The organism is Vibrio astriarenae (assembly GCF_010587385.1).
Taxonomy (GTDB): domain Bacteria; phylum Pseudomonadota; class Gammaproteobacteria; order Enterobacterales; family Vibrionaceae; genus Vibrio; species Vibrio astriarenae.
The window spans coordinates 3,059,649-3,078,763 of sequence record NZ_CP047475.1 but is presented as its reverse complement, the minus strand read 5'-3'; the positions used below and the strand labels follow the sequence as shown (position 1 = coordinate 3,078,763).

Below are 19,115 nucleotides of genomic sequence, written 5' to 3'. Positions count from 1 at the left end.
GCTATGAATGTAACCTTACTAGCGATCATTGGAGGGCTGATTGTTGTCGGCCTGGCCAGCTATGCTGGTTACCTTCTGCTGCAACTTAAAAAGCAAACGGAGTTGCAACAGCACCACATGAAGTTGGCTATCGAGAAGCGCAATAGCAATATTTTCGATAGCGTTAACACCCTTTGCGCCGCTGGCATCGAAGGGCAGTGTGACCTCTCTGAGATCAGTATCCGTGTGTACAGCATCATGGATTATGTTCAGGGAGAAGACAGAGTGGATTTTGATGCGACTTATCCAGCCATTTCGGAGCTATATCATGTGGTTAAAGACATGGCTCGAGGTGAGGAGCGTCAAGCATTGGAAAAACGTGAGCGAATGAAACAGAACTTGGCTCGCCAAAAGGCAGAGTCACGTTTGAATGATGCGATTGTTGAGGAGCTGAAGCAGCTTAAGCAGCAGATTCAGCCCTTGAACAATCAAATTAATATTCAGATGGTGTAGCATCAGGTGCCCATAGCATTTTCTCTGATAGTGATAAATTGGAATTATGACCATGTCTCATGAAGTAAAGTCTCAACTGGACGATAACCAGCAACAGATTGTTTGGGATCAAGCGGTACTGGATAAATACAACTATTCAGGGCCTCGTTATACCTCATACCCAACTGCGTTGGAGTTTCATGAGATGTTTACGGTGTCAGATTACGATATGGCTTGTACTCAGTACCCAGAACGCCCGCTATCTCTGTACATCCACATCCCATTCTGTCACAAGCTTTGTTACTACTGTGGCTGTAATAAAGTGATCACTCGTCACTCGCACAAAGCGGATGAGTACTTGGATATGCTAGAGCTTGAGATCCGCACTCGTGCTTCGCTACTGCAAGGGCGTCGTGTGACTCAGCTGCATTTTGGCGGAGGCACGCCAACCTTCTTGTCAGAAGAGCAAATCAGCCGTGTTATGGCCATCCTGCGTGGTGAATTTGCCTTTGATGAGACGGCAGAAATCAGCATTGAAGTTGACCCGCGCGAGATTGAGCTGACCATGCTTGATCACCTGCGCAGTGAGGGCTTTAACCGTCTGAGTATTGGCGTGCAAGATTTCAACAAAGAAGTACAGAAACTGGTCAATCGTGAGCAAGATGAAGCGTTCATTATTGCGATGGTTGAGCGGGCGAAAAAGCTTGGCTTCCGCTCCACCAACCTCGATCTCATTTATGGCTTGCCAAAACAGACTAAAGAGTCGTTTGCTGCCACGCTCGAGCAGGTATTAGCAATGCAGCCAGGCCGTTTGTCTGTCTTTAACTATGCTCACATGCCTCAGCTGTTTGCTGCACAGCGCAAAATAAAAGATGAAGACCTACCACAAGCCAAAGAGAAGATGGCTATCTTGCAAGATACTATCGCGACTTTGACGGGGGCTGGCTACCAGTTCATCGGTATGGACCACTTTGCGCTGCCAGATGATGAACTAGCTGTTGCCCAGCGCGAAGGTGAGCTGCATCGTAATTTCCAGGGTTATACGACTCAGGGAGAGTGCGACCTCATCGGCTTTGGTGTATCGGCGATTTCGATGGCAGGTGATGCTTATGCACAGAACCAAAAAGAGCTGAAGCACTACTACGCTCAAGTGGAGGAGCAGCGTCATGCGATATGGCGTGGCGTGGCACTCGACAATGATGACCTGATTCGTCGTGAAGTGATTAAGGAGCTTATCTGTAACTTTAAGTTGGATAAGACCGCCATTGAACGTCGCTTTGACCTTCAGTTTGAGCAGTACTTCAAGCAAGACCTTGAACTGCTACAGACCTTCATCAATGATGAATTGGTTGAGGTGTCTCCAACGCAGATTGAAGTCACATTGCGTGGTCGCCTGCTGATCAGAAACATCTGTATGTGCTTTGATAAATACCTTCGTGACAAGGCGCGTCAGCAGCAGTTCTCTCGCGTGATTTAACTTATCATTGAATGCAAAAGAGCAAGCCAACGGATTGCTCTTTTGCTTTGCAGGGTTAACTAAGGCGCAATGTAGGTATTTTCTGCCACCTGCCATAACGCTTTGACCAGCGGATTATCCTTTTGTGAGCCTTTGCAAACCACGCCAAGCTTAAAGGGCGCGATTGAGGTGGTTTTTAGTCGAGTGATTTTATCTTTCACTGGGCTGTTGTTGATCACGACATCGGGGGCTATGCCAACCCCACAGCCTAGCGCGACCATACTGACAATCGCCTCATGCCCAGACACTTGAGCATAGATATTAGGCTTTATCTTCATTGCTTTAAACCAACTATTGGCTCGCTCCCGAGCTGTTCCAGCCTCCGAGACAATAAAGGGGACTTGATTCCAATCTATCTCATTGCCTTGCAGTGCTTCGCTAAACTGGCTGACCCCTGAAGGCGCAATTACGGAAAGTGGTATCTCACTAATCGTCTCAAACTCTAAGCGAGCGGGTAGGGTGTCGGGCTGAGCTGAGATGGCAATATCGGCCTCGTCATTCAAGACTTTATCTATCGCTTGAGCGGGATCGCCTGTCGACAGCTTAAACTCAATGAAAGGGTGTTGCAGACGGAACTCTGAGAGCAAATCTGGCAAATGGCTATAGCTGGCGGTGACGGAACAAAATAGACGTATCTCGCCCTTTAAGATTTGCTCTTCACTGCTATTTGAGGTGTGGAACTGATGCCACTCAGAGACAATCTTCATGGCGACAGGAAAGAGTCGTTTTCCGGCTGGCGTTAACTCAACGCTACGGTTGTCTCGCACGAACAGTCGTTGACCCGCTTCCTGTTCGAGCTTTTGAATCTGGCGACTTAATGCCGAAGGACTGATGTGCATCGCGGTCGCTGTGCGACTAAAACTTTGGCTGTCACACAAATGTATGAACAATTGGAGAGACTTGATATTCATGGTTGTGTGTTGCATTCCTTGCAAAAAGTAGGTTGTTGCATTATTTGCAACGACAAGTTGTGAATATATCACTTTAAGCAATCAAATGCCTGATTTAGTATGGAATCATTCAGCAAAGATGCTGACCTCAACCAAGTTTGATGGATGAATTCACTGTAAGGAGAAGCCCTCATGGCTAACTATTTCAATACCCTAAACCTACGCCAACAATTGGACCAACTAGGTCGCTGTCGTTTTATGGATCGTGAAGAATTTGCAACAGAAGCAGATTTCCTAAAAGGTAAGAAAATAGTCATCGTGGGCTGTGGCGCACAAGGCCTTAACCAAGGTCTAAACATGCGTGATTCTGGTCTGGACGTGTCATACGCACTTCGCCAAGCAGCGATTGATGAGCAGCGTCAATCATACAAAAACGCAAAAGAGAACGGCTTCAATGTGGGCGCATACGAGACGCTCATCCCTGAAGCTGACCTAGTGGTAAACCTAACTCCGGATAAGCAGCACACTAACGTTGTAGAAACGGTAATGCCACTAATGAAAGAAGGTGCGGCATTGGGTTACTCACACGGTTTCAACATTGTTGAAGAGGGTATGCAAATTCGCCCTGACATCACCGTTGTGATGGTGGCTCCTAAGTGTCCTGGTACTGAGGTTCGTGAAGAGTATAAGCGCGGCTTTGGTGTTCCAACTCTGATTGCCGTTCACCCAGAGAACGATCCGAAAGGCGAAGGTTGGGATATCGCTAAGGCATGGGCAGCGGCAACCGGTGGTCACCGTGCAGGTTGTCTAGAGTCTTCATTCGTCGCTGAGGTAAAATCTGACCTTATGGGTGAGCAGACAATCCTTTGTGGCATGCTTCAAGCTGGCTCAATCGTGTGCTACGAGAAGATGATTGCTGACGGTATCGACCCAAGCTACGCAGGTAAACTACTTCAATTTGGTTGGGAAACAATTACAGAAGCACTGAAGTTTGGTGGTATCACCCACATGATGGACCGCCTATCTAACCCAGCGAAAATCCGTGCATTTGAGCTTTCAGAAGAGTTGAAAGAACTGATGCGTCCGCTTTACAACAAGCACATGGATGACATCATCGAAGGTGAGTTTTCAAGTACGATGATGGCTGACTGGGCAAATGATGACAAAAATCTACTAGGCTGGCGCGCAGAGACGGCAGAAACAGCGTTTGAAAACTACCCATCGAGTGATCTTGAAATCGCTGAACAAGAGTACTTCGACAACGGTATCTTGATGGTTGCTATGGTTCGTGCTGGTGTTGAGCTAGCATTTGAAGCAATGACAGCTTCTGGTATCATCGACGAGTCGGCTTATTACGAGTCACTACACGAACTACCGCTAATCGCAAACACAGTTGCACGTAAGCGCCTGTACGAGATGAATGTGGTTATCTCCGATACAGCAGAGTACGGTAACTACCTATTTGCGAACGTAGCAACACCACTACTACGTGAAAAGTTCATGCCATCGGTGAACACAGATGTCATTGGTAAAGGTCTAGGTGAGTCTTCTAACCAAGTCGATAACCAGCGCCTAATCGAAGTTAACGATGCTATCCGCAACCACCCAGTTGAGTACATCGGTGAAGAGCTACGTGGTTACATGACAGACATGAAGCACATCGCTGTTGGTGGCTAATTAATTAGCACACAATAGAAACACACCTAACAAAAAAGCTTGCCAACCTGGCAAGCTTTTTCAATTCTGGCCTTGAGCCTTGAGCCTTGAGCCTTGAGCCTTGAGCCTTGAGCCTTGAGCCTTGAGCCTTGAGCCTTGAGCCTTGAGCCTTGAGCCTTGAGCCTTGAGCCTTGAGCCTTTACTTATCAGCGATCTTAGCTTCTAAATCTGCCAACTTTTGCTCCATTTCTGTCAGCTTTTGACGTGTGCGTAATAGAACTTGTGTTTGCACATCAAACTCTTCGCGGCTAACAACATCTAGCTTATTGAGTTGGCCTTGGATAACTTGGCGAACTTTTTGGTCTACGTCTGCACCTAGGTCTTTCACTGGTTGTGGCATAGAGTCATGAATTTGCTTTGCAACTTGCTCTAGTTTCTTTGGATCAAACATGATGAATCAAACTCCTATCAATTTGTTCACATTCTATGTAATCACTACGAAGTTGTCGCCATATCAGGGCGAAAAAAAGACCACTTTCGTGGCCTTTTGTCGATTAGCGCTTGTTTAGCTCTTCTCTGCTAACTCTCGATGGGCGGCTTTGCACTCATCAACACGCGCCAGTTTGTCCAGGTCTTTGTCCTCAACGAATACCGGTAGCGGTTTGTGTTGTTCCGCGAGGTAGCTGTAAATCACTGGCAGAACGAACAAGGTAAAGAGCGTACCAATTGCGAGGCCAGCAACGATAACAATACCAATACTAAAGCGCTGCGCAGCACCGGCACCGGTTGCGTACATCAGTGGAATCAGACCGGCAATCATTGCGGCCGTCGTCATCAAGATTGGACGAAGACGCACTTTCGCCGCTTCCATTACTGCATCCATCTTCGATAGCTTGTTGTGTAGCTGCTCTTCTTTGGCAACCTCACAGATCAAGATACCGTGCTTGGTGATAAGCCCCACGAGGGTGATCAAACCTACCTGCGAGTAGATGTTCATGGTGGCAGCGCCCCAGGCCAGGGCAATCAAGGCACCACAAATAGCGAGTGGTACGGAGACCATAATCACCACCGGGTCTTTGATCGATTCAAACTGAATCGCCAATACCAAGAAGATGATCGCCAGTGCCAAACCAAAGGTGGCGTAGAGTGCACTACCTTCTGTCACATATTGACGAGCCTCACCCATATAGTCGTGGTTATAGCCACTTGGCAGCTTGCTCTGCGCAATGTCCTCGAACCAATTGATGGCATCACCCATAGCCACGCCCGGGCTATTTACTGCACCAATAGTCGCCGAGTTGAGCTGGTTGAAGTGAGGCAGTGAGCGAGGCTCGGCCACCACATCAATCGTAATCAGACTACCGAGTGGGATAGCATTGCTATTGGCAGCACGCACATAGTATTGATTCATCGACTCAGGGTTCAGACGCCACTTACGCTCAACTTGTGGGATCACCTCATACGAGCGACCATCCAAGTCGATACGGTTAACGTAACCATCCGCCATCATGGTACTCAGTGTGATACCAATATCTTGCATAGACACACCGTAAGCACCGGCTTTGTCTTTATCGATACTGATTTTCATCGTTGCCGAGTCGTAGTTCAGGTCCAGGTCGGTGTAGACAAACAGTGGGCTTGCCGTCACTTCCGCAAGAATATCGCTGGCGATAGTAAATAGACTCTCGAAGCTACTTGGCGTGGTGATAACAAACTGAATCGGTAGACCAGAACCGGCACCCGGAAGCTCAGGCATCTGGAATGCTGTCACCGCCATGCCAGGTACATTCGCCACTAAGCCACTGACACGGTTTGCTACTTCAGACTGGCTAGCTTCACGCTGACTCCAAGGAACCATAGAGGCAATACCAAACGCTTGGTTAGAGTTAGGCACACCAGTAAACACCTGAGCAAACGCAACCTCTGGCTGATCAGAGAGGATTTCATTGACGTCATTCATGGTGTTTTGCATAAAGTCGAGATTGGCATTGGATGGTGCAGTACCCATCAACATCACCACGCCTTTATCCTCAGCTGGTGCAAGCTCACTTGGGATGAACTTGAATAGCATTGGAAGTGTTGCAAACACGATGATCGCAAAGCCAATGATGACAGGGCGGTGCAACATGACAGCCTTAAGCATGTTGGCGTACCGCTCGGTCATGCGGTCAAGCACGCTATGAACCTTCTGCTCAAACTTGCTCGGCTTCTCGTTGGCCTTAAGCATCTTTGAACACATCATTGGTGATAGCGTCAATGCCACGATACCCGAGACAAATACCGCCCCCGCAAGCGTTAATGCAAACTCTTTAAATAGGGAGCCTGTAATACCACCCATTAATGCAATCGGTGCGTATACCGCGCCTAGGGTCAAAGTCATCGCGATAACCGGCACGGCGATTTCTCGCGTACCGATAATGGCTGCGCGAAATGGTGATTCTCCAAGCTTGATATGACGGTCAACGTTCTCTAGGACAACGATGGCGTCATCGACCACCAAACCAATCGCCAATACCATCGCCAGAAGGGTCATCAAGTTCCATGAGAAACCCATCGCTTGCATCACCATTGCTACACCAATCAAAGAGAGAGGAATAGTCACGATAGGGATAAGAACCGCACGGAATGAGCCAAGGAACAGGGTGATGACCACCAATACGATAATCGCTGCCTCAACGATGGTTTTGATAACCTCATTGATGGATTCGTTGATCGCGACGGTCGAGTCATACATGACGTTCATGCTGATATTGCTTGGCAGATTGCGCTCTAGTTGAGGCAATAAGTCCAAGACATCAGCGGCGATGTTGATCGGGTTAGCACTCGGTGCGGCGTTGATGGCAGCAACGACGGCTTCTTGTCCGTTGGCACTTGCACGGTAAACATCATGACTCTTCTCAAGCGTCACTTTTGCAATATCCACCAAGCGGATGATGTTACCGTTAATCGAGCCCACCACGAGGTTTTCCAGTTCAGCAACGTTAGACACCTGGGTATCTGCCGAGCCGTTATATAGCACAAACTCGCCGACTGCTTGACCAGTTGCAGATTGATAGTTGTTGGCGTTGAGCACGCCCATCACGTCAGTCGCCGTTAGGTCGAGCGCCGCCATTTTTGCAGGATCAAGCCATACGCGCAGCGCGTATTTCATACCACCATACAAATCAACTTTAGACACACCGTTCACCGTAAACAGCTGCGGGTTGATTACGCGCTCTAGGTAGTCGGTAATCTGACTTGAGGACAACTCATCACTGGTAAAGCCGATATACAGCACCGCGGTCGTTGACCCGGTAGACATGGTTACCGTTGGATCCTCAGCCTCACTTGGCAGCTGGGAGCGAACCGAGTTGGTTTTTGCCAATATGTCTGACAATGCCGCATTCGGGTCGGTATTGAGCTTCATGTTGACGGTAATGGTTGACGTACCCAGCACCGACGATGACGTCATGTAGTCAATGTTGTCAGCCTGAGCGATAGCTTGCTCGAGCGGCTGAGTGATAAAACCTTGGATAAGGTCAGCGGACGCACCGTAGTAACTGGTTGTCACCGTAACTACCGTGTTGGTCATGTCAGGGTACTCGCGAACCTGCATCTTGAACATTGCTTGCATACCAAGCAGTGCGATCAAGAAGCTGATCGATACGGCGAGTACCGGACGTTTAATAAAAACATCAGTAAAACGCATAGTCGCCTCGCTTACAGCATCGGAGTTTCAGCAGGTGGTGTTGTCGCATCGCTTTCAACCACCTTCACTTTGGCGCCATTACTCAAACGCACCTGACCGGAAGTGACCACGGTGTCACCCGGTTTCACACCTTCAAGAATGTGTGCAATATCGGCTGTGCGTTCACCCACTTTTATTACCTGTTGCTTAACGCGGGTTTCACCGTCTTCTTCACTCACGATATAGACGTTATCGCCATAAAGCGTAAAGGTAATCGCCGTTTGCGGGAGTGTTACCTGATCAACGATTTTTGGCAGGATGATGTGGGCGCGAGCAAACATACCAGAGCGCAGCAGACCATCACTGTTTGGGATATCCGCTTGCACTTGGATCAGACCACTTTGTACGTTAACTGCTGGTTCGATCGCCGAAATAGAGCCTTGGAAGGTTTTCTCTGGATACGCATCAACGAAGATTTCGATGCTTTGGTCGATGTGGATACGAGAGATGTCAGTTTGCGGCACGGTAAAGCGCAGTCGCATCACAGACGTATCTTCAAGACGCACAATATCCGTACCAGCCTGCAGGTATTGACCCAGATAGACGTTACGAATACCCACGATACCGGCGAAAGGCGCTTTGATTTCACGGCGGTCAATCGACGCCTCAAGGCTATCGATGTCAGCTAAAAGAGAGAAATACGTTGCCTCAGCCTCATCGAATGCTTCTTTCGACACAGAGCCTTTTTTGAATAGGCCTTGGTAGCGTTCATACTTTGCTTTTGCCGCGGGTAGGCGAGCTTGTGAACTCTTAAGGTTTGCTTGTTCGACTTCCGAGTCCAGTAGCACCAGCTTCTGGTTCTCTTCGACTTGTTTACCTGAATCGAACAGAATCTTCTTGATGACACCGCTGGTTTCGTTTGCCACAGTAACACCTTGGTTTGGCTCGATAAAACCAATCGCATCGATCACAGGAACCCAATCGACAGCGTCGACTTTAACGGCCGTTACTGGGAATTCTGGCTCTGGCCTGTTGGCCATGTATTCAGCGATTTTTTGTTGTTTGAACATGTTAAAGCCAATCACGCTACCAAACAGTAGGATGGCAATAAGCAACATGAAGAAAGTCCACTTTTTCATTCTGTTCTGAACTCCGAATTAGTGATTAATAATGGCATCCCAACTGGCATTAAATGCAGCTTCAATATCTTGGGGTGATAACACGTAAAGGCCCATAGCGTTTTTACGCGAGATCGTGGCGCAAGCCTCAAATGTCAGCCCAGCGAGAATCTCATTCGCCAACGGCTTAAAGATTCCTTGCTCCTTACCATCATCAAAGATCTGATTGACCTTGGAGAATAATTGTAGCTCTTGCTTTCGCTTTCGGTAGAAATCAGAGCAGGGTAGTGAGTCGTACTGTAGTCGGCTGCTAAATGATGATGCGTTTGATTCAGCGAGATGCCAGATGTTGAACCACGCTTGTCGATATCGCTGTTTGACGTCGGTGGATTCATCAAGATCTTTCTGAACTTCTGTGGCCACACGGCGCATAACATCAATTCTGACTTCGTCGAGTAGGTGATCCTTATCTTCGAAGTAGCGGTAGATGGTACCTGCCGCAACGCCCGCATCTTTTGCCAGTCGGTTCATTGAGAGCCCTTGGAAGCCGACTTCAGCAATGAGCTTCTCTGCCGATTCCAGGATTCGTTGTCGCTTATCGGATTCCTTCTTACTCATAAATCCTCCAAGTGAATGAACGTTCATTCATTATAAATCGTTACCAATGGTAAAAATCAATGAAAAGTTATTTTTACTTTAGATTCATTTTGCTTGTCGGTTGGTAACTTGGTTATAACAGGTGTAAGCAAAAGTAACCTCAAAGTCCATTGGCGATTTATAATGTAGATTGTTGAGCACGGCAGTAGATGCGCTGTCGCTCGCATCAAAGTAGTGATTAGGTATATCATTGCCCACCAAAATCGCCTTACCCGTTTGCTTAGTAAAAGAGAGTAGTCTTAATGAAACTGAATCCAGCTCAAGATGAAGCAGTGAAATACGTCTCTGGTCCATGCCTCGTGCTTGCTGGTGCTGGCTCGGGCAAGACGCGTGTGATCACCAATAAGATTGCCTATTTAGTTCAGCAGTGTGGCTACAAAGCCAGAAACATTGCGGCGGTGACTTTTACAAATAAAGCGGCACGTGAGATGAAAGAGCGTGTAGGGCAAACTCTGGGCAAAGCCGAATCAAAAGGTTTGATGGTCTCAACATTCCATACTTTGGGTTTGAACCTCATCAAGCGCGAGTATAAACACTTGGGTTTAAAGGCCAGCTTTTCCCTTTTTGATGACCAAGATCAGTTAGCGCTGCTCAAAGAGCTGACAGAAAAGCAATTGGACGGCGATAAAGATTTATTAAGACAGCTTCTTAGTACAATTTCGAACTGGAAGAACGATATGCTGACGCCACAGCAGGCGATAGCACGTGCGCAAGGTGAACAGCAGCAGTTGTTTGCTTTCTGTTTTGAAATGTACGACAAGCAGATGAAGGCCTATAACGCACTTGATTTCGATGACTTAATTCTGCTTCCAGTACTGCTGCTGCGCAGCAATGAAGAAGTCCGCCAGCGTTGGCAGAGTCGCATCCGTTACCTGCTGGTGGATGAATACCAAGATACCAATACCAGTCAGTATGAGTTGGTGAAGTTATTGGTCGGTGAACGCGGGCGTTTGACCGTCGTTGGTGATGATGACCAGTCGATCTACTCTTGGCGTGGTGCAAAGCCGCAAAACCTTGTGTTGCTTGGCGAGGACTATCCAAGCTTACGTTTGATTAAACTTGAGCAAAACTATCGCTCGACCAGTCGAATCTTGCGCGCGGCGAACATTCTTATTGCTAACAACCCACACGTTTACGAAAAGTCACTGTTCTCGGAAATTCCAGATGGTGAAAAGCTCAAAGTGTTGAATGCGAAAAATGAAGAGCACGAAGCTGAGCGCATCACGGGTGAAATCATCGCTCACAAGTTTCTAAATCGTACTCACTACGGTGATTACGCCATCTTATATAGAGGCAACCACCAATCGCGTTTGATTGAAAAATCTCTAATGCAAAACCGTGTGCCATATAAAATTTCTGGTGGTACGTCTTTCTTCGCACGAGCAGAGATCAAAGACATCATGGCTTATTTGCGCGTATTGGTGAACCCGGATGATGACAATGCATTTTTGCGCATCGTTAACACGCCGCGCCGTGAGATAGGACCGGTGACGCTAGAGAAACTCGGCAGCTATGCCAATATGCGTGGCAAAAGTCTGTTTGAATGCAGCTTCGAGATGGGACTGGAGCAAACCTTATCGGGACGTGGTTTGGAAAACCTACGTCGCTTTACCAAGTGGTTGGTTGCTGTGGCTGACCAAGCCGAGCGCGGTAATACCGTTGAAGCCGTGCGTTCATTGGTGCGTGACATCAACTATGAAGATTGGCTCTACGAGACGTCAAGTAGCCCTAAAGCGGCAGAGATGAGAATGAAAAACGTCTCTGATCTCTACTCTTGGATAGTCTCTGACCTTGAAGGAGACAACTATGACCAAGAAGAGAAGACACTCAAAGAGGTGGTTCAGCGCCTGACACTGCGCGACATGATGGAGCGTGGTGAAGAAGAAGAGGACAGTGATGCTGTTCAGTTGATGACTCTGCATGCATCTAAAGGTCTTGAGTTTCCATACGTATACCTCATGGGAACAGAAGAGGGCATTTTGCCTCACCAAACCAGTATTGATGAAGACAATGTCGAAGAGGAACGTCGTCTGATGTATGTGGGCATTACACGTGCCCAGCGAGAGCTGACCTTTACCATGTGTAAAGAGCGCCGCCAGTTTGGTGAACTGATTAAACCGACCCAAAGCAGGTTTTTAGACGAGTTGCCTCACGATGACGTAGAGTGGGAAGTGGTTAAAAAGCCAGTGACCCAGGAGGAGCGTATGGCGAAAGGGCAAGCACATATCGCCAATCTTCGTTCGATGTTCAAGAAGTAGCAAGGACAGGTAAAAGAAGAAGTTAGATTTCAGACTACAGAGGATCCAACACGAGCACCTCTGTATTCTGATTTTTTGACACGGAAACGAGTAACGAGAACAATCCCTTTAACCTTTAACCTTTAACCTTTAACCTTTAACCTTTAACCTTTAACCTTTAACTAAATCCCTTCAATCATATGCTCAATCGCAGCAATGATCTCGTCATCAGAACAATCCATACACGAGCCTTTCGGTGGCATGGCATTAAAGCCATTGATGGCGTGGTCAGCTAACACGTCCATACCTTGTGCGATACGTGGCGACCAGTCTCCCGCGTCACCCGTTTTCGGCGCACCAGTAACGCCAGTGCCGTGACAGGCGGTACAGAACATACTGTACACCGTAGCACCATCACGTGGCCCTGATGCAACTTCTTCAACCACCGGCTCACTGCCTGCAAGGTAAACATTACCTACGGGTTGGATGCGCTGTTCAATGGCATCGTATTCTGCTTGGCTTACGTTAGCAGTCATCGCTGCGCTAGAAAAAGCTAGGGTGGCAAAAAATGCACTAATCATTTTACGAGACATATCCAATAAACTCACTTTACGTTCCGAGGCGGGCAAAGCCGACCTTTTTATTGTTGTAGGCTGCTTCCATGCGCTGCTTTGCGAGAAAGAAAGGCATATAGCTGTTAAATCATTGTAAATATCAGGTGATTATATCCCGATAATTTGTTGCAATAAACCGATTGAAACTGTGTTGTCACTGTTTTTTACGACCAAAATAGGTACTCGTCACACTTTGATTGACGAAAAAGGCATCAAACGCAAAAAAAGTTAAAAAAAACACTAGACGACCTTGTGTGATATCCGTATTATTCCACTCCGCCGATAGGGCATGCGCCCGTAGCTCAGCTGGATAGAGCGTTGGCCTCCGGAGCCAAAGGTCGAAGGTTCGAATCCTTTCGGGCGTGCCATTGCCCTGGAGGATGTATCGGTAAAAAATAATGGTGGCTATAGCTCAGTTGGTAGAGCCCTGGATTGTGATTCCGGTGGTCGCGAGTTCGAATCTCGTTAGCCACCCCATTCTTTCTTTTTTGAATGGGTATGGTAGCATTAGCTTCCTTTCTCGAAAGAGATAAAACATAAGTCGGTGAATAGCGCAGCTTGGTAGCGCATCTGGTTTGGGACCAGAGGGTCGGGGGTTCGAATCCCTCTTCACCGACCACTCTTTATTTTATGGCTATAATATAGCGGTAAATGCAAAAATTGATGGTGGCTATAGCTCAGTTGGTAGAGCCCTGGATTGTGATTCCGGTGGTCGCGAGTTCGAATCTCGTTAGCCACCCCATTAATTTCTTTTAATTAGGACGGTAACGTTTAAGTTTCCCTTCTCACTAGAGATAAAACACAAGTCGGTGAATAGCGCAGCTTGGTAGCGCATCTGGTTTGGGACCAGAGGGTCGGGGGTTCGAATCCCTCTTCACCGACCACTACACAGAACCCTCGTCGAAAGACGGGGGTTTTTGCTATCTGCCCTACAGCGGTAGAGAAAGTGCATGCGGGTCGTGGGCTGGAACGCCAGTCCGATCGAATCCCTCTTCACCGACCACTACATGAAACGCTTGTCGAAAGACGAGGTTTTTTTCGTTTCAGGGGAAAAGAAGAATACAGAAGCCAAGCGTGTGCACCTCTGTACTCTAAAATCTGTATTCTAAAAACTCGTCTTCATTTCCTAAGCAGCAAAACTTCCCTCCAACCTCCCACTGCACCACAATGAATCACCCATCCTACCATAACGCCACAGTTTACAATTTAACCAGATGAAATGTCTGTCCTTTCCTTATTTTACTTATAATTGATCCTGTATTTTTATTTCTAGCTAGGTTAATGTTTTAACTATGTTAAATTTAACGTCGAGATATGACTATTCATCTTTTATGCACTATCTTGGTGCACATGAAAACAGCTCAAGTACAGTTAGTCCGTGCTGCAGAGTGTTTATGCCGACGATTGTGCTGTCAAAAGCATTGGTTAGGCGTGAATTAATATATATCAATCGATTAATAAATATTCAGTCAGAAATGCTTTTGATAGGGAAAATTGAGTTTTTATCCCTTCTTTGTTGCTTTTTCGTGAAATATTTGCCACATTGTCATCCTTGTAATTAGCCAGAATAAAATTCTGGTTTGAATGGAATCATATTGATTTGGTGTTTTGCGTGGATTGCGCGATAGCCGGATCTCAGACAGGGCAGAAAACTGTCTAAAGCAGTAGAGGTCTGATACATGTCTCTTTTAGAAGTTAGAAATCTTCGCATCGAGTACCCATCTCGGCATGGTGTACACGCCGCTGTAAAAGCACTTTCCTTTAATATTGAGCGAGGAGAGATCGTTGGTGTTGTTGGTGAATCGGGTGCCGGTAAGTCAACCGTAGGTAACGCGGTGATCGATCTCCTTAGCCCTCCAGGCACCATTGCTGATGGTGAAGTGTTTCTTGATGGTGAAAAGATCTCTGGCTTAACTCCTGAGCAGATGCGTAAAGTACGCGGCTCAAAAATTGGTTTTATCTTCCAAGATCCAATGACTTCTTTGAATCCACTTTTTACTGTTGAACAGCAGTTGAAAGAGACGATTCACGCCAATATGAACGTCAGTGATGAAGAAGCGTATGAACGTGCGCTATCTCTAATGAATCAAGTGGGCATCCCACAGCCTGAAAACCGCCTAAAACAGTATCCTCACCAATTCTCTGGCGGTATGCGTCAGCGTGTGGTGATTGCGATAGCGCTTGCGGGTGAGCCTGACCTGATCATCGCTGATGAACCGACCACCGCACTTGATGTGTCGATTCAAGACCAAATCCTTGGGTTGATTCGTGAATTGTGTATCAAGAACAACGTGGGCTGCATGTTGGTGACTCACGATATGGGTGTGGTATCTAACGTTACTGACCGTGTTGCGGTGATGTATCGCGGTGAATTGGTTGAGTTTGGCCCAACCAAACAAGTGCTGGGTACGCCAGAGCACTCGTACACGCACAGCTTAATCTCTGCAGTTCCGCGTTCAGATATAAAGCTCGATCGCTTCCCACTCGTGAGCTACATCGAAGAAGCCAAAGAGATGAAGCCGCTGGATGTGAAAAACCACTGGTTGGGTCAAAGCCAAGACCATCGAGAGTACACGGGCTCACTGCTACAAGTGGAAAACGTGAATCTACGCTTTATCACGAAAGACTCTCTGTTTGAAAGTCGCCGTGAATACGTGCAAGCCTCGAACAACGTGAGCTTTGAAGTGAAAGAGGGTGAAACCTTTGGTCTTGTCGGTGAGTCAGGTTCAGGTAAGTCTACGATTGCGCGCGTGATTGCGGGTCTGTACGAGCCAAACTCTGGCCGTGTGAGTTTTGAAGGGGTCGATTTAACCTCACTTCGCTCGGAAAAAGAGCGCCGCCCATTGCGTCGTCAGATGCAGATGGTGTTCCAAAACCCATACACCTCAATGAACCCGCGCATGAAAATCTTCGATATCATCGCAGAGCCAATTCGTTTCCATAAGTTGACGAGCAACGAAGCGGAAACGCGCGCGATCGTTAATGATCTCCTTGATCACGTTGGTCTTGGTCGTATGGCGGGAGTGAAATATCCGCATGAGTTCTCGGGTGGTCAACGTCAGCGTATTTCTATTGCACGTGCATTAGCAACGCGCCCACGTCTTCTTATCTGTGATGAGCCAACATCGGCGCTCGATGTATCGGTACAAGCACAGATCCTCAACCTGCTTAAGGACTTGCAGGATGAACTGAACCTCACCATGTTGTTTATCAGCCACGACTTGCCGGTTATTCGTCAGATGTGTGACCGAGTAGGTGTGATGCAGATGGGTACCTTATTAGAAGTAGCGCCAACTGAGCAGCTATTCACTAACCCTCAGCATGAATACAGCAAGCAGTTGATCTCGTTGATGCCAGAATTTACAGGCCTTCGTGAAGAGATCGTATCAGCGGCGGTATAAGCAAAAGATTCACTCCCAACACAGGTCGTTCAGGGTTGGGAGTAATAGCAAAACCAAGTTCTCTTGGAACAAACAGACGCAAACACAACAACTAGGGATTGGATTCCCGCATAAGGAGTTATGCAATGAAAACCATGAAAAGCAAAATAGCAGTGGCATTAATGGCAGCAGGCCTAAGTTTTGGTGCAGCAGCAGCTGAAATCAAAGTTGCTTACGATGCTGACCCAGTATCACTTGACCCACATGAGCAGTTGTCTGGTGGTACGCTTCAAATGTCACACATGGTATTTGATCCGCTAGTTCGTTACACACAGGAATTAGACTTTGAACCTCGCCTAGCAGCTTCTTGGGAGCGTGTTGATGACACAACATTCCGCTTCAAGCTACGTGAAGGTGTGAAGTTCCACTCGGGTAACGATCTAACAGCGGACGATGTCGTTTGGACTTTCGATCGTCTAAAAGAGTCTCCAGACTTTAAAGCTATCTTCGAACCGTACGAGAAGATGGTAAAAGTGGATGATTACACAGTAGAAATCATCTCTAAGGGTGCATACCCACTGGTTCTTCAGACTGCGACTTACATTTTCCCAATGGACAGCAAATTCTACTCTGGCACGACTGAGGACGGTAAAGACAAAGCAGAAGTGGTGAAGCACGGTAACTCGTTCGCTTCAACCAACGTTTCTGGTACAGGTCCATTCGTTGTCGCTTCTCGTGAGCAGGGTGTACAGACAGTATTTGAACGCTTCGGTGATTACTGGGATGAAGACACAGGTAACGTTGACAAGCTAACGCTAGTACCAATCAAAGAAGACGCGACTCGTGTCGCTGCGCTACTTTCTGGCGGTGTAGACATGATTGCCCCTGTTGCGCCAAACGATCACAACCGTGTTGAATCAGCGAGCGGTGTTGACCTAGTGACGCTTCCAGGTACGCGTCTAATTACCTTCCAACTGAACCAAAACAGCAATGAAGCACTGAAGGACGTACGCGTTCGTCAGGCGATCGTTCACGCAATCAACAACGAAGGTATTGTTAAGCGCATCATGCGCGGTTTCGCAACGACTGCAGGCCAGCAAGGTCCTGAAGGCTACGCGGGTTATAAAGCAGAGCTTACTCCTCGCTACGATGTAGCGAAAGCGAAAGAGCTAATGGCCGAAGCGGGTTACGCAGATGGCTTCACGCTAACTATGATGGCACCAAACAACCGTTACGTGAACGATGCGAAAGTTGCGCAAGCGACAGCAGCGATGCTAGCGAAAATCGGTATCAAGGTTGACCTGAAAACGATGCCTAAAGCGCAATACTGGCCAGAGTTCGACAAGTGTGCTGCAGACATGCTGATGATCGGTTGGCACTCAGATACGGAAGATTCAGCGAACTTCTCTGAGTTCCTGACGATGACGCGTAACGAAGAGACAGGTCGTGGTCAGTACAACTGTGGTCACTACTCAAACCCTGAGCTAGACAAGCTAGTGGATGCTTCTAACGTTGAAACAGACCCAGCGAAACGTGCAGCTCAGCTACAAGAAGTTGAAACTATCCTGTACAACGACGCAGCGTTTGTTCCTCTACACTGGCAGAACCTAGCGTGGGCAGCAAAATCTAACGTTGAGATTGCACCTATCGTCAATGCAATGAACTTCCCTTACTTCGGTGACCTAAAGGTTAAATAAGTAAGGTAGTCAGTGAGTACCCAGTTAGTGGGTACTCACGGTTTTTGGTACTTAGCTTTGTTCAGTCGGGCTAGGTGCCATTTTTGAGACTGAACATCCGACTCACTCGTCTTTTCCCGATTGATAAGCACGAAATAAAACGAACCACTAATGAAGTTCGCACGGCTTGTTACGCCACGGAAAGGAACAGTCAGAGTCACAGACTGAAATTCATGGAAAGTAAAGGGGCAAGGAATGTTTTCGTTTCTGGTCAAGCGCCTGTATCAGGCACTGATAGTGATGTTTGTGATCAGTTTGGTGGCGTTTGCCATTCAAGACAACCTCGGGGACCCATTGCGTGAGCTAGTTGGTCAATCGGTTTCTGAAGCCGAACGTCAAGCGCTACGTGATGAACTGGGCTTGAATGATCCCTTCATTACAAAGTATTCACGATTTGTCGGTAACGCTCTGCAGGGCGATCTCGGCACATCCTATTTCTTCAAACGCCCTGCGGTGGATGTCATCCTTGACCGCTTAGTGGCAACGCTTGAGCTGGTATTTGGTGCCACGCTGATTATTGTGGTGCTGTCGATTCCGCTGGGTGTGTACTCCGCGATTCACCCGAAAAGTTTCTTCACCAAATTGGTGATGGCGGGGAGTAGTATCGGTATCTCTATTCCGGTCTTCCTGACGGCCATCATGCTGATGTATGTGTTCTCGATAGAGTTGGGCTGGCTGCCTTCCTATGGTCGGGGAGAAACCACCAACTTGTTAGGCTGGGAGTCTGGTTTCTTTAATCTTGATGGCTTGCGTCATTTAGTGCTTCCATGTATTGCTCTGGCTTCAATCATGCTGCCTTTGTTTATTCGTCTAGTCCGCTCTGAAATGCTAGAAGTACTGAGCTCTGAGTACATTAAATTTGGTAAAGCGAAAGGCTTGGCCCTAAACAAAATCTACTACCAACACGCACTGAAAAACACCATGCTGCCCGTTATCACTGTGGGTGGTGTACAGATCGGTACTATGGTGGCTTACACCATCCTGACGGAGACAGTGTTCCAATGGCCAGGTACGGGCTTGTTGTTCCTTGATGCGATTAACCGCGTCGATACTCCACTGATTACTGCTTACGTTATTTTTGTGGGCCTTATCTTTGTGGTGACAAACACCATTGTCGACCTTCTGTACGGTCTTATTAACCCAACCGTCAACATTACCGGTAAAGGAGCATAA

At 47.5% G+C, this 19,115-nt stretch carries 13 protein-coding genes and 5 tRNA genes; 12 read left to right on the top strand and 6 right to left on the bottom strand.

Going from position 1 to position 19,115, the window contains the following annotated elements; genetic code table 11:
- The first annotated feature begins 3 nt into the window (after positions 1-3).
- Positions 4-492, top strand: coding sequence for a DUF2489 domain-containing protein (locus GT360_RS14305; RefSeq protein WP_164649492.1), 489 nt, complete (start codon positions 4-6; stop codon positions 490-492).
- A 52-nt stretch (positions 493-544) separates the two neighbouring features.
- Positions 545-1,948, top strand: a complete 1,404-nt coding sequence (gene hemN / locus GT360_RS14300; protein ID WP_164649491.1) for an oxygen-independent coproporphyrinogen III oxidase — start codon at positions 545-547, stop codon at positions 1,946-1,948.
- Between the two features lie 59 nt (positions 1,949-2,007).
- Here hemN and ilvY read toward each other — a convergent pair whose 3' ends face one another.
- Complete coding sequence (ilvY, locus tag GT360_RS14295; protein ID WP_164649490.1) at positions 2,008-2,898, bottom strand: HTH-type transcriptional activator IlvY; 891 nt, start codon at positions 2,896-2,898, stop codon at positions 2,008-2,010.
- A 171-nt stretch (positions 2,899-3,069) separates the two neighbouring features.
- Between ilvY and ilvC the strand changes: the two genes are divergently transcribed.
- Positions 3,070-4,554 carry a ketol-acid reductoisomerase gene (ilvC, locus tag GT360_RS14290; protein ID WP_164649489.1) on the top strand — a complete coding sequence of 495 codons (1,485 nt, stop codon included), beginning with the start codon at positions 3,070-3,072 and terminating at the stop codon, positions 4,552-4,554.
- 178 nt (positions 4,555-4,732) lie between these two features.
- Here the strand turns inward: ilvC and ubiK are convergent, their stop codons facing one another.
- The 4 genes from ubiK to GT360_RS14270 all read right to left on the bottom strand — a co-directional run bounded on the left by ubiK (position 4,733) and on the right by GT360_RS14270 (position 9,936).
- Positions 4,733-4,984 carry a ubiquinone biosynthesis accessory factor UbiK gene (gene ubiK / locus GT360_RS14285; protein ID WP_164649488.1) on the bottom strand — a complete coding sequence of 84 codons (252 nt, stop codon included), beginning with the start codon at positions 4,982-4,984 and terminating at the stop codon, positions 4,733-4,735.
- A gap of 114 nt (positions 4,985-5,098) precedes the next feature.
- Positions 5,099-8,221: a multidrug efflux RND transporter permease subunit gene (locus GT360_RS14280; protein WP_164649487.1), complete on the bottom strand. Its 3,123-nt coding sequence runs from the start codon at positions 8,219-8,221 to the stop codon at positions 5,099-5,101.
- Between the two features lie 11 nt (positions 8,222-8,232).
- Positions 8,233-9,339 carry an efflux RND transporter periplasmic adaptor subunit gene (locus GT360_RS14275; RefSeq protein ID WP_164649486.1) on the bottom strand — a complete coding sequence of 369 codons (1,107 nt, stop codon included), beginning with the start codon at positions 9,337-9,339 and terminating at the stop codon, positions 8,233-8,235.
- A gap of 18 nt (positions 9,340-9,357) precedes the next feature.
- Positions 9,358-9,936, bottom strand: coding sequence for a TetR/AcrR family transcriptional regulator (locus GT360_RS14270; RefSeq protein ID WP_239502566.1), 579 nt, complete (start codon positions 9,934-9,936; stop codon positions 9,358-9,360).
- A 281-nt stretch (positions 9,937-10,217) separates the two neighbouring features.
- On the opposite strand from GT360_RS14270, the gene rep reads away from it, so the two are divergent.
- Positions 10,218-12,233 (top strand): DNA helicase Rep, encoded by a 2,016-nt coding sequence (rep, locus tag GT360_RS14265; protein WP_164649484.1) that lies wholly within the window; start codon positions 10,218-10,220, stop codon positions 12,231-12,233.
- 161 nt (positions 12,234-12,394) lie between these two features.
- On the opposite strand, the gene GT360_RS14260 is transcribed toward rep, so the two are convergent.
- A complete protein-coding gene (locus GT360_RS14260; RefSeq protein WP_164649679.1) occupies positions 12,395-12,811 on the bottom strand; it encodes a c-type cytochrome in 417 nt (138 codons plus the stop codon).
- A gap of 306 nt (positions 12,812-13,117) precedes the next feature.
- On the opposite strand from GT360_RS14260, the gene GT360_RS14255 reads away from it, so the two are divergent.
- The 8 genes from GT360_RS14255 to GT360_RS14220 all read left to right on the top strand — a co-directional run bounded on the left by GT360_RS14255 (position 13,118) and on the right by GT360_RS14220 (position 19,115).
- Positions 13,118-13,194: transfer RNA gene (locus tag GT360_RS14255), tRNA-Arg, on the top strand.
- A gap of 33 nt (positions 13,195-13,227) precedes the next feature.
- Positions 13,228-13,303 (top strand) — tRNA-His (locus tag GT360_RS14250).
- Between the two features lie 65 nt (positions 13,304-13,368).
- A tRNA-Pro gene (locus GT360_RS14245) sits at positions 13,369-13,445 on the top strand.
- A gap of 47 nt (positions 13,446-13,492) precedes the next feature.
- A tRNA-His gene (locus GT360_RS14240) sits at positions 13,493-13,568 on the top strand.
- 65 nt (positions 13,569-13,633) lie between these two features.
- Positions 13,634-13,710: transfer RNA gene (locus GT360_RS14235), tRNA-Pro, on the top strand.
- A 795-nt stretch (positions 13,711-14,505) separates the two neighbouring features.
- On the top strand, positions 14,506-16,227 hold the full coding sequence (locus tag GT360_RS14230; RefSeq protein WP_164649483.1) for a dipeptide ABC transporter ATP-binding protein: 1,722 nt from the start codon (positions 14,506-14,508) through the stop codon (positions 16,225-16,227).
- Positions 16,228-16,352: 125 nt separating this feature from the next.
- On the top strand, positions 16,353-17,903 hold the full coding sequence (locus GT360_RS14225) for an ABC transporter substrate-binding protein (RefSeq protein WP_164649482.1): 1,551 nt from the start codon (positions 16,353-16,355) through the stop codon (positions 17,901-17,903).
- A gap of 234 nt (positions 17,904-18,137) precedes the next feature.
- On the top strand, positions 18,138-19,115 hold the full coding sequence (locus GT360_RS14220; RefSeq protein WP_164649481.1) for an ABC transporter permease: 978 nt from the start codon (positions 18,138-18,140) through the stop codon (positions 19,113-19,115).

Bases quoted from the DNA above. Each gene is read 5' to 3' on its own strand.
- GT360_RS14305 (WP_164649492.1), top strand. From the start codon at position 4: ATGAATGTAACCTTACTAGCGATCATTGGAGGGCTGATTGTTGTCGGC.
- hemN (WP_164649491.1), top strand. From the start codon at position 545: ATGTCTCATGAAGTAAAGTCTCAACTGGACGATAACCAGCAACAGATT.
- ilvY (WP_164649490.1), bottom strand. From the start codon at position 2,898: ATGAATATCAAGTCTCTCCAATTGTTCATACATTTGTGTGACAGCCAA.
- ilvC (WP_164649489.1), top strand. From the start codon at position 3,070: ATGGCTAACTATTTCAATACCCTAAACCTACGCCAACAATTGGACCAA.
- ubiK (WP_164649488.1), bottom strand. From the start codon at position 4,984: ATGTTTGATCCAAAGAAACTAGAGCAAGTTGCAAAGCAAATTCATGAC.
- GT360_RS14280 (WP_164649487.1), bottom strand. From the start codon at position 8,221: ATGCGTTTTACTGATGTTTTTATTAAACGTCCGGTACTCGCCGTATCG.
- GT360_RS14275 (WP_164649486.1), bottom strand. From the start codon at position 9,339: ATGAAAAAGTGGACTTTCTTCATGTTGCTTATTGCCATCCTACTGTTT.
- GT360_RS14270 (WP_239502566.1), bottom strand. From the start codon at position 9,936: ATGAGTAAGAAGGAATCCGATAAGCGACAACGAATCCTGGAATCGGCA.
- rep (WP_164649484.1), top strand. From the start codon at position 10,218: ATGAAACTGAATCCAGCTCAAGATGAAGCAGTGAAATACGTCTCTGGT.
- GT360_RS14230 (WP_164649483.1), top strand. From the start codon at position 14,506: ATGTCTCTTTTAGAAGTTAGAAATCTTCGCATCGAGTACCCATCTCGG.
- GT360_RS14225 (WP_164649482.1), top strand. From the start codon at position 16,353: ATGAAAACCATGAAAAGCAAAATAGCAGTGGCATTAATGGCAGCAGGC.
- GT360_RS14220 (WP_164649481.1), top strand. From the start codon at position 18,138: ATGTTTTCGTTTCTGGTCAAGCGCCTGTATCAGGCACTGATAGTGATG.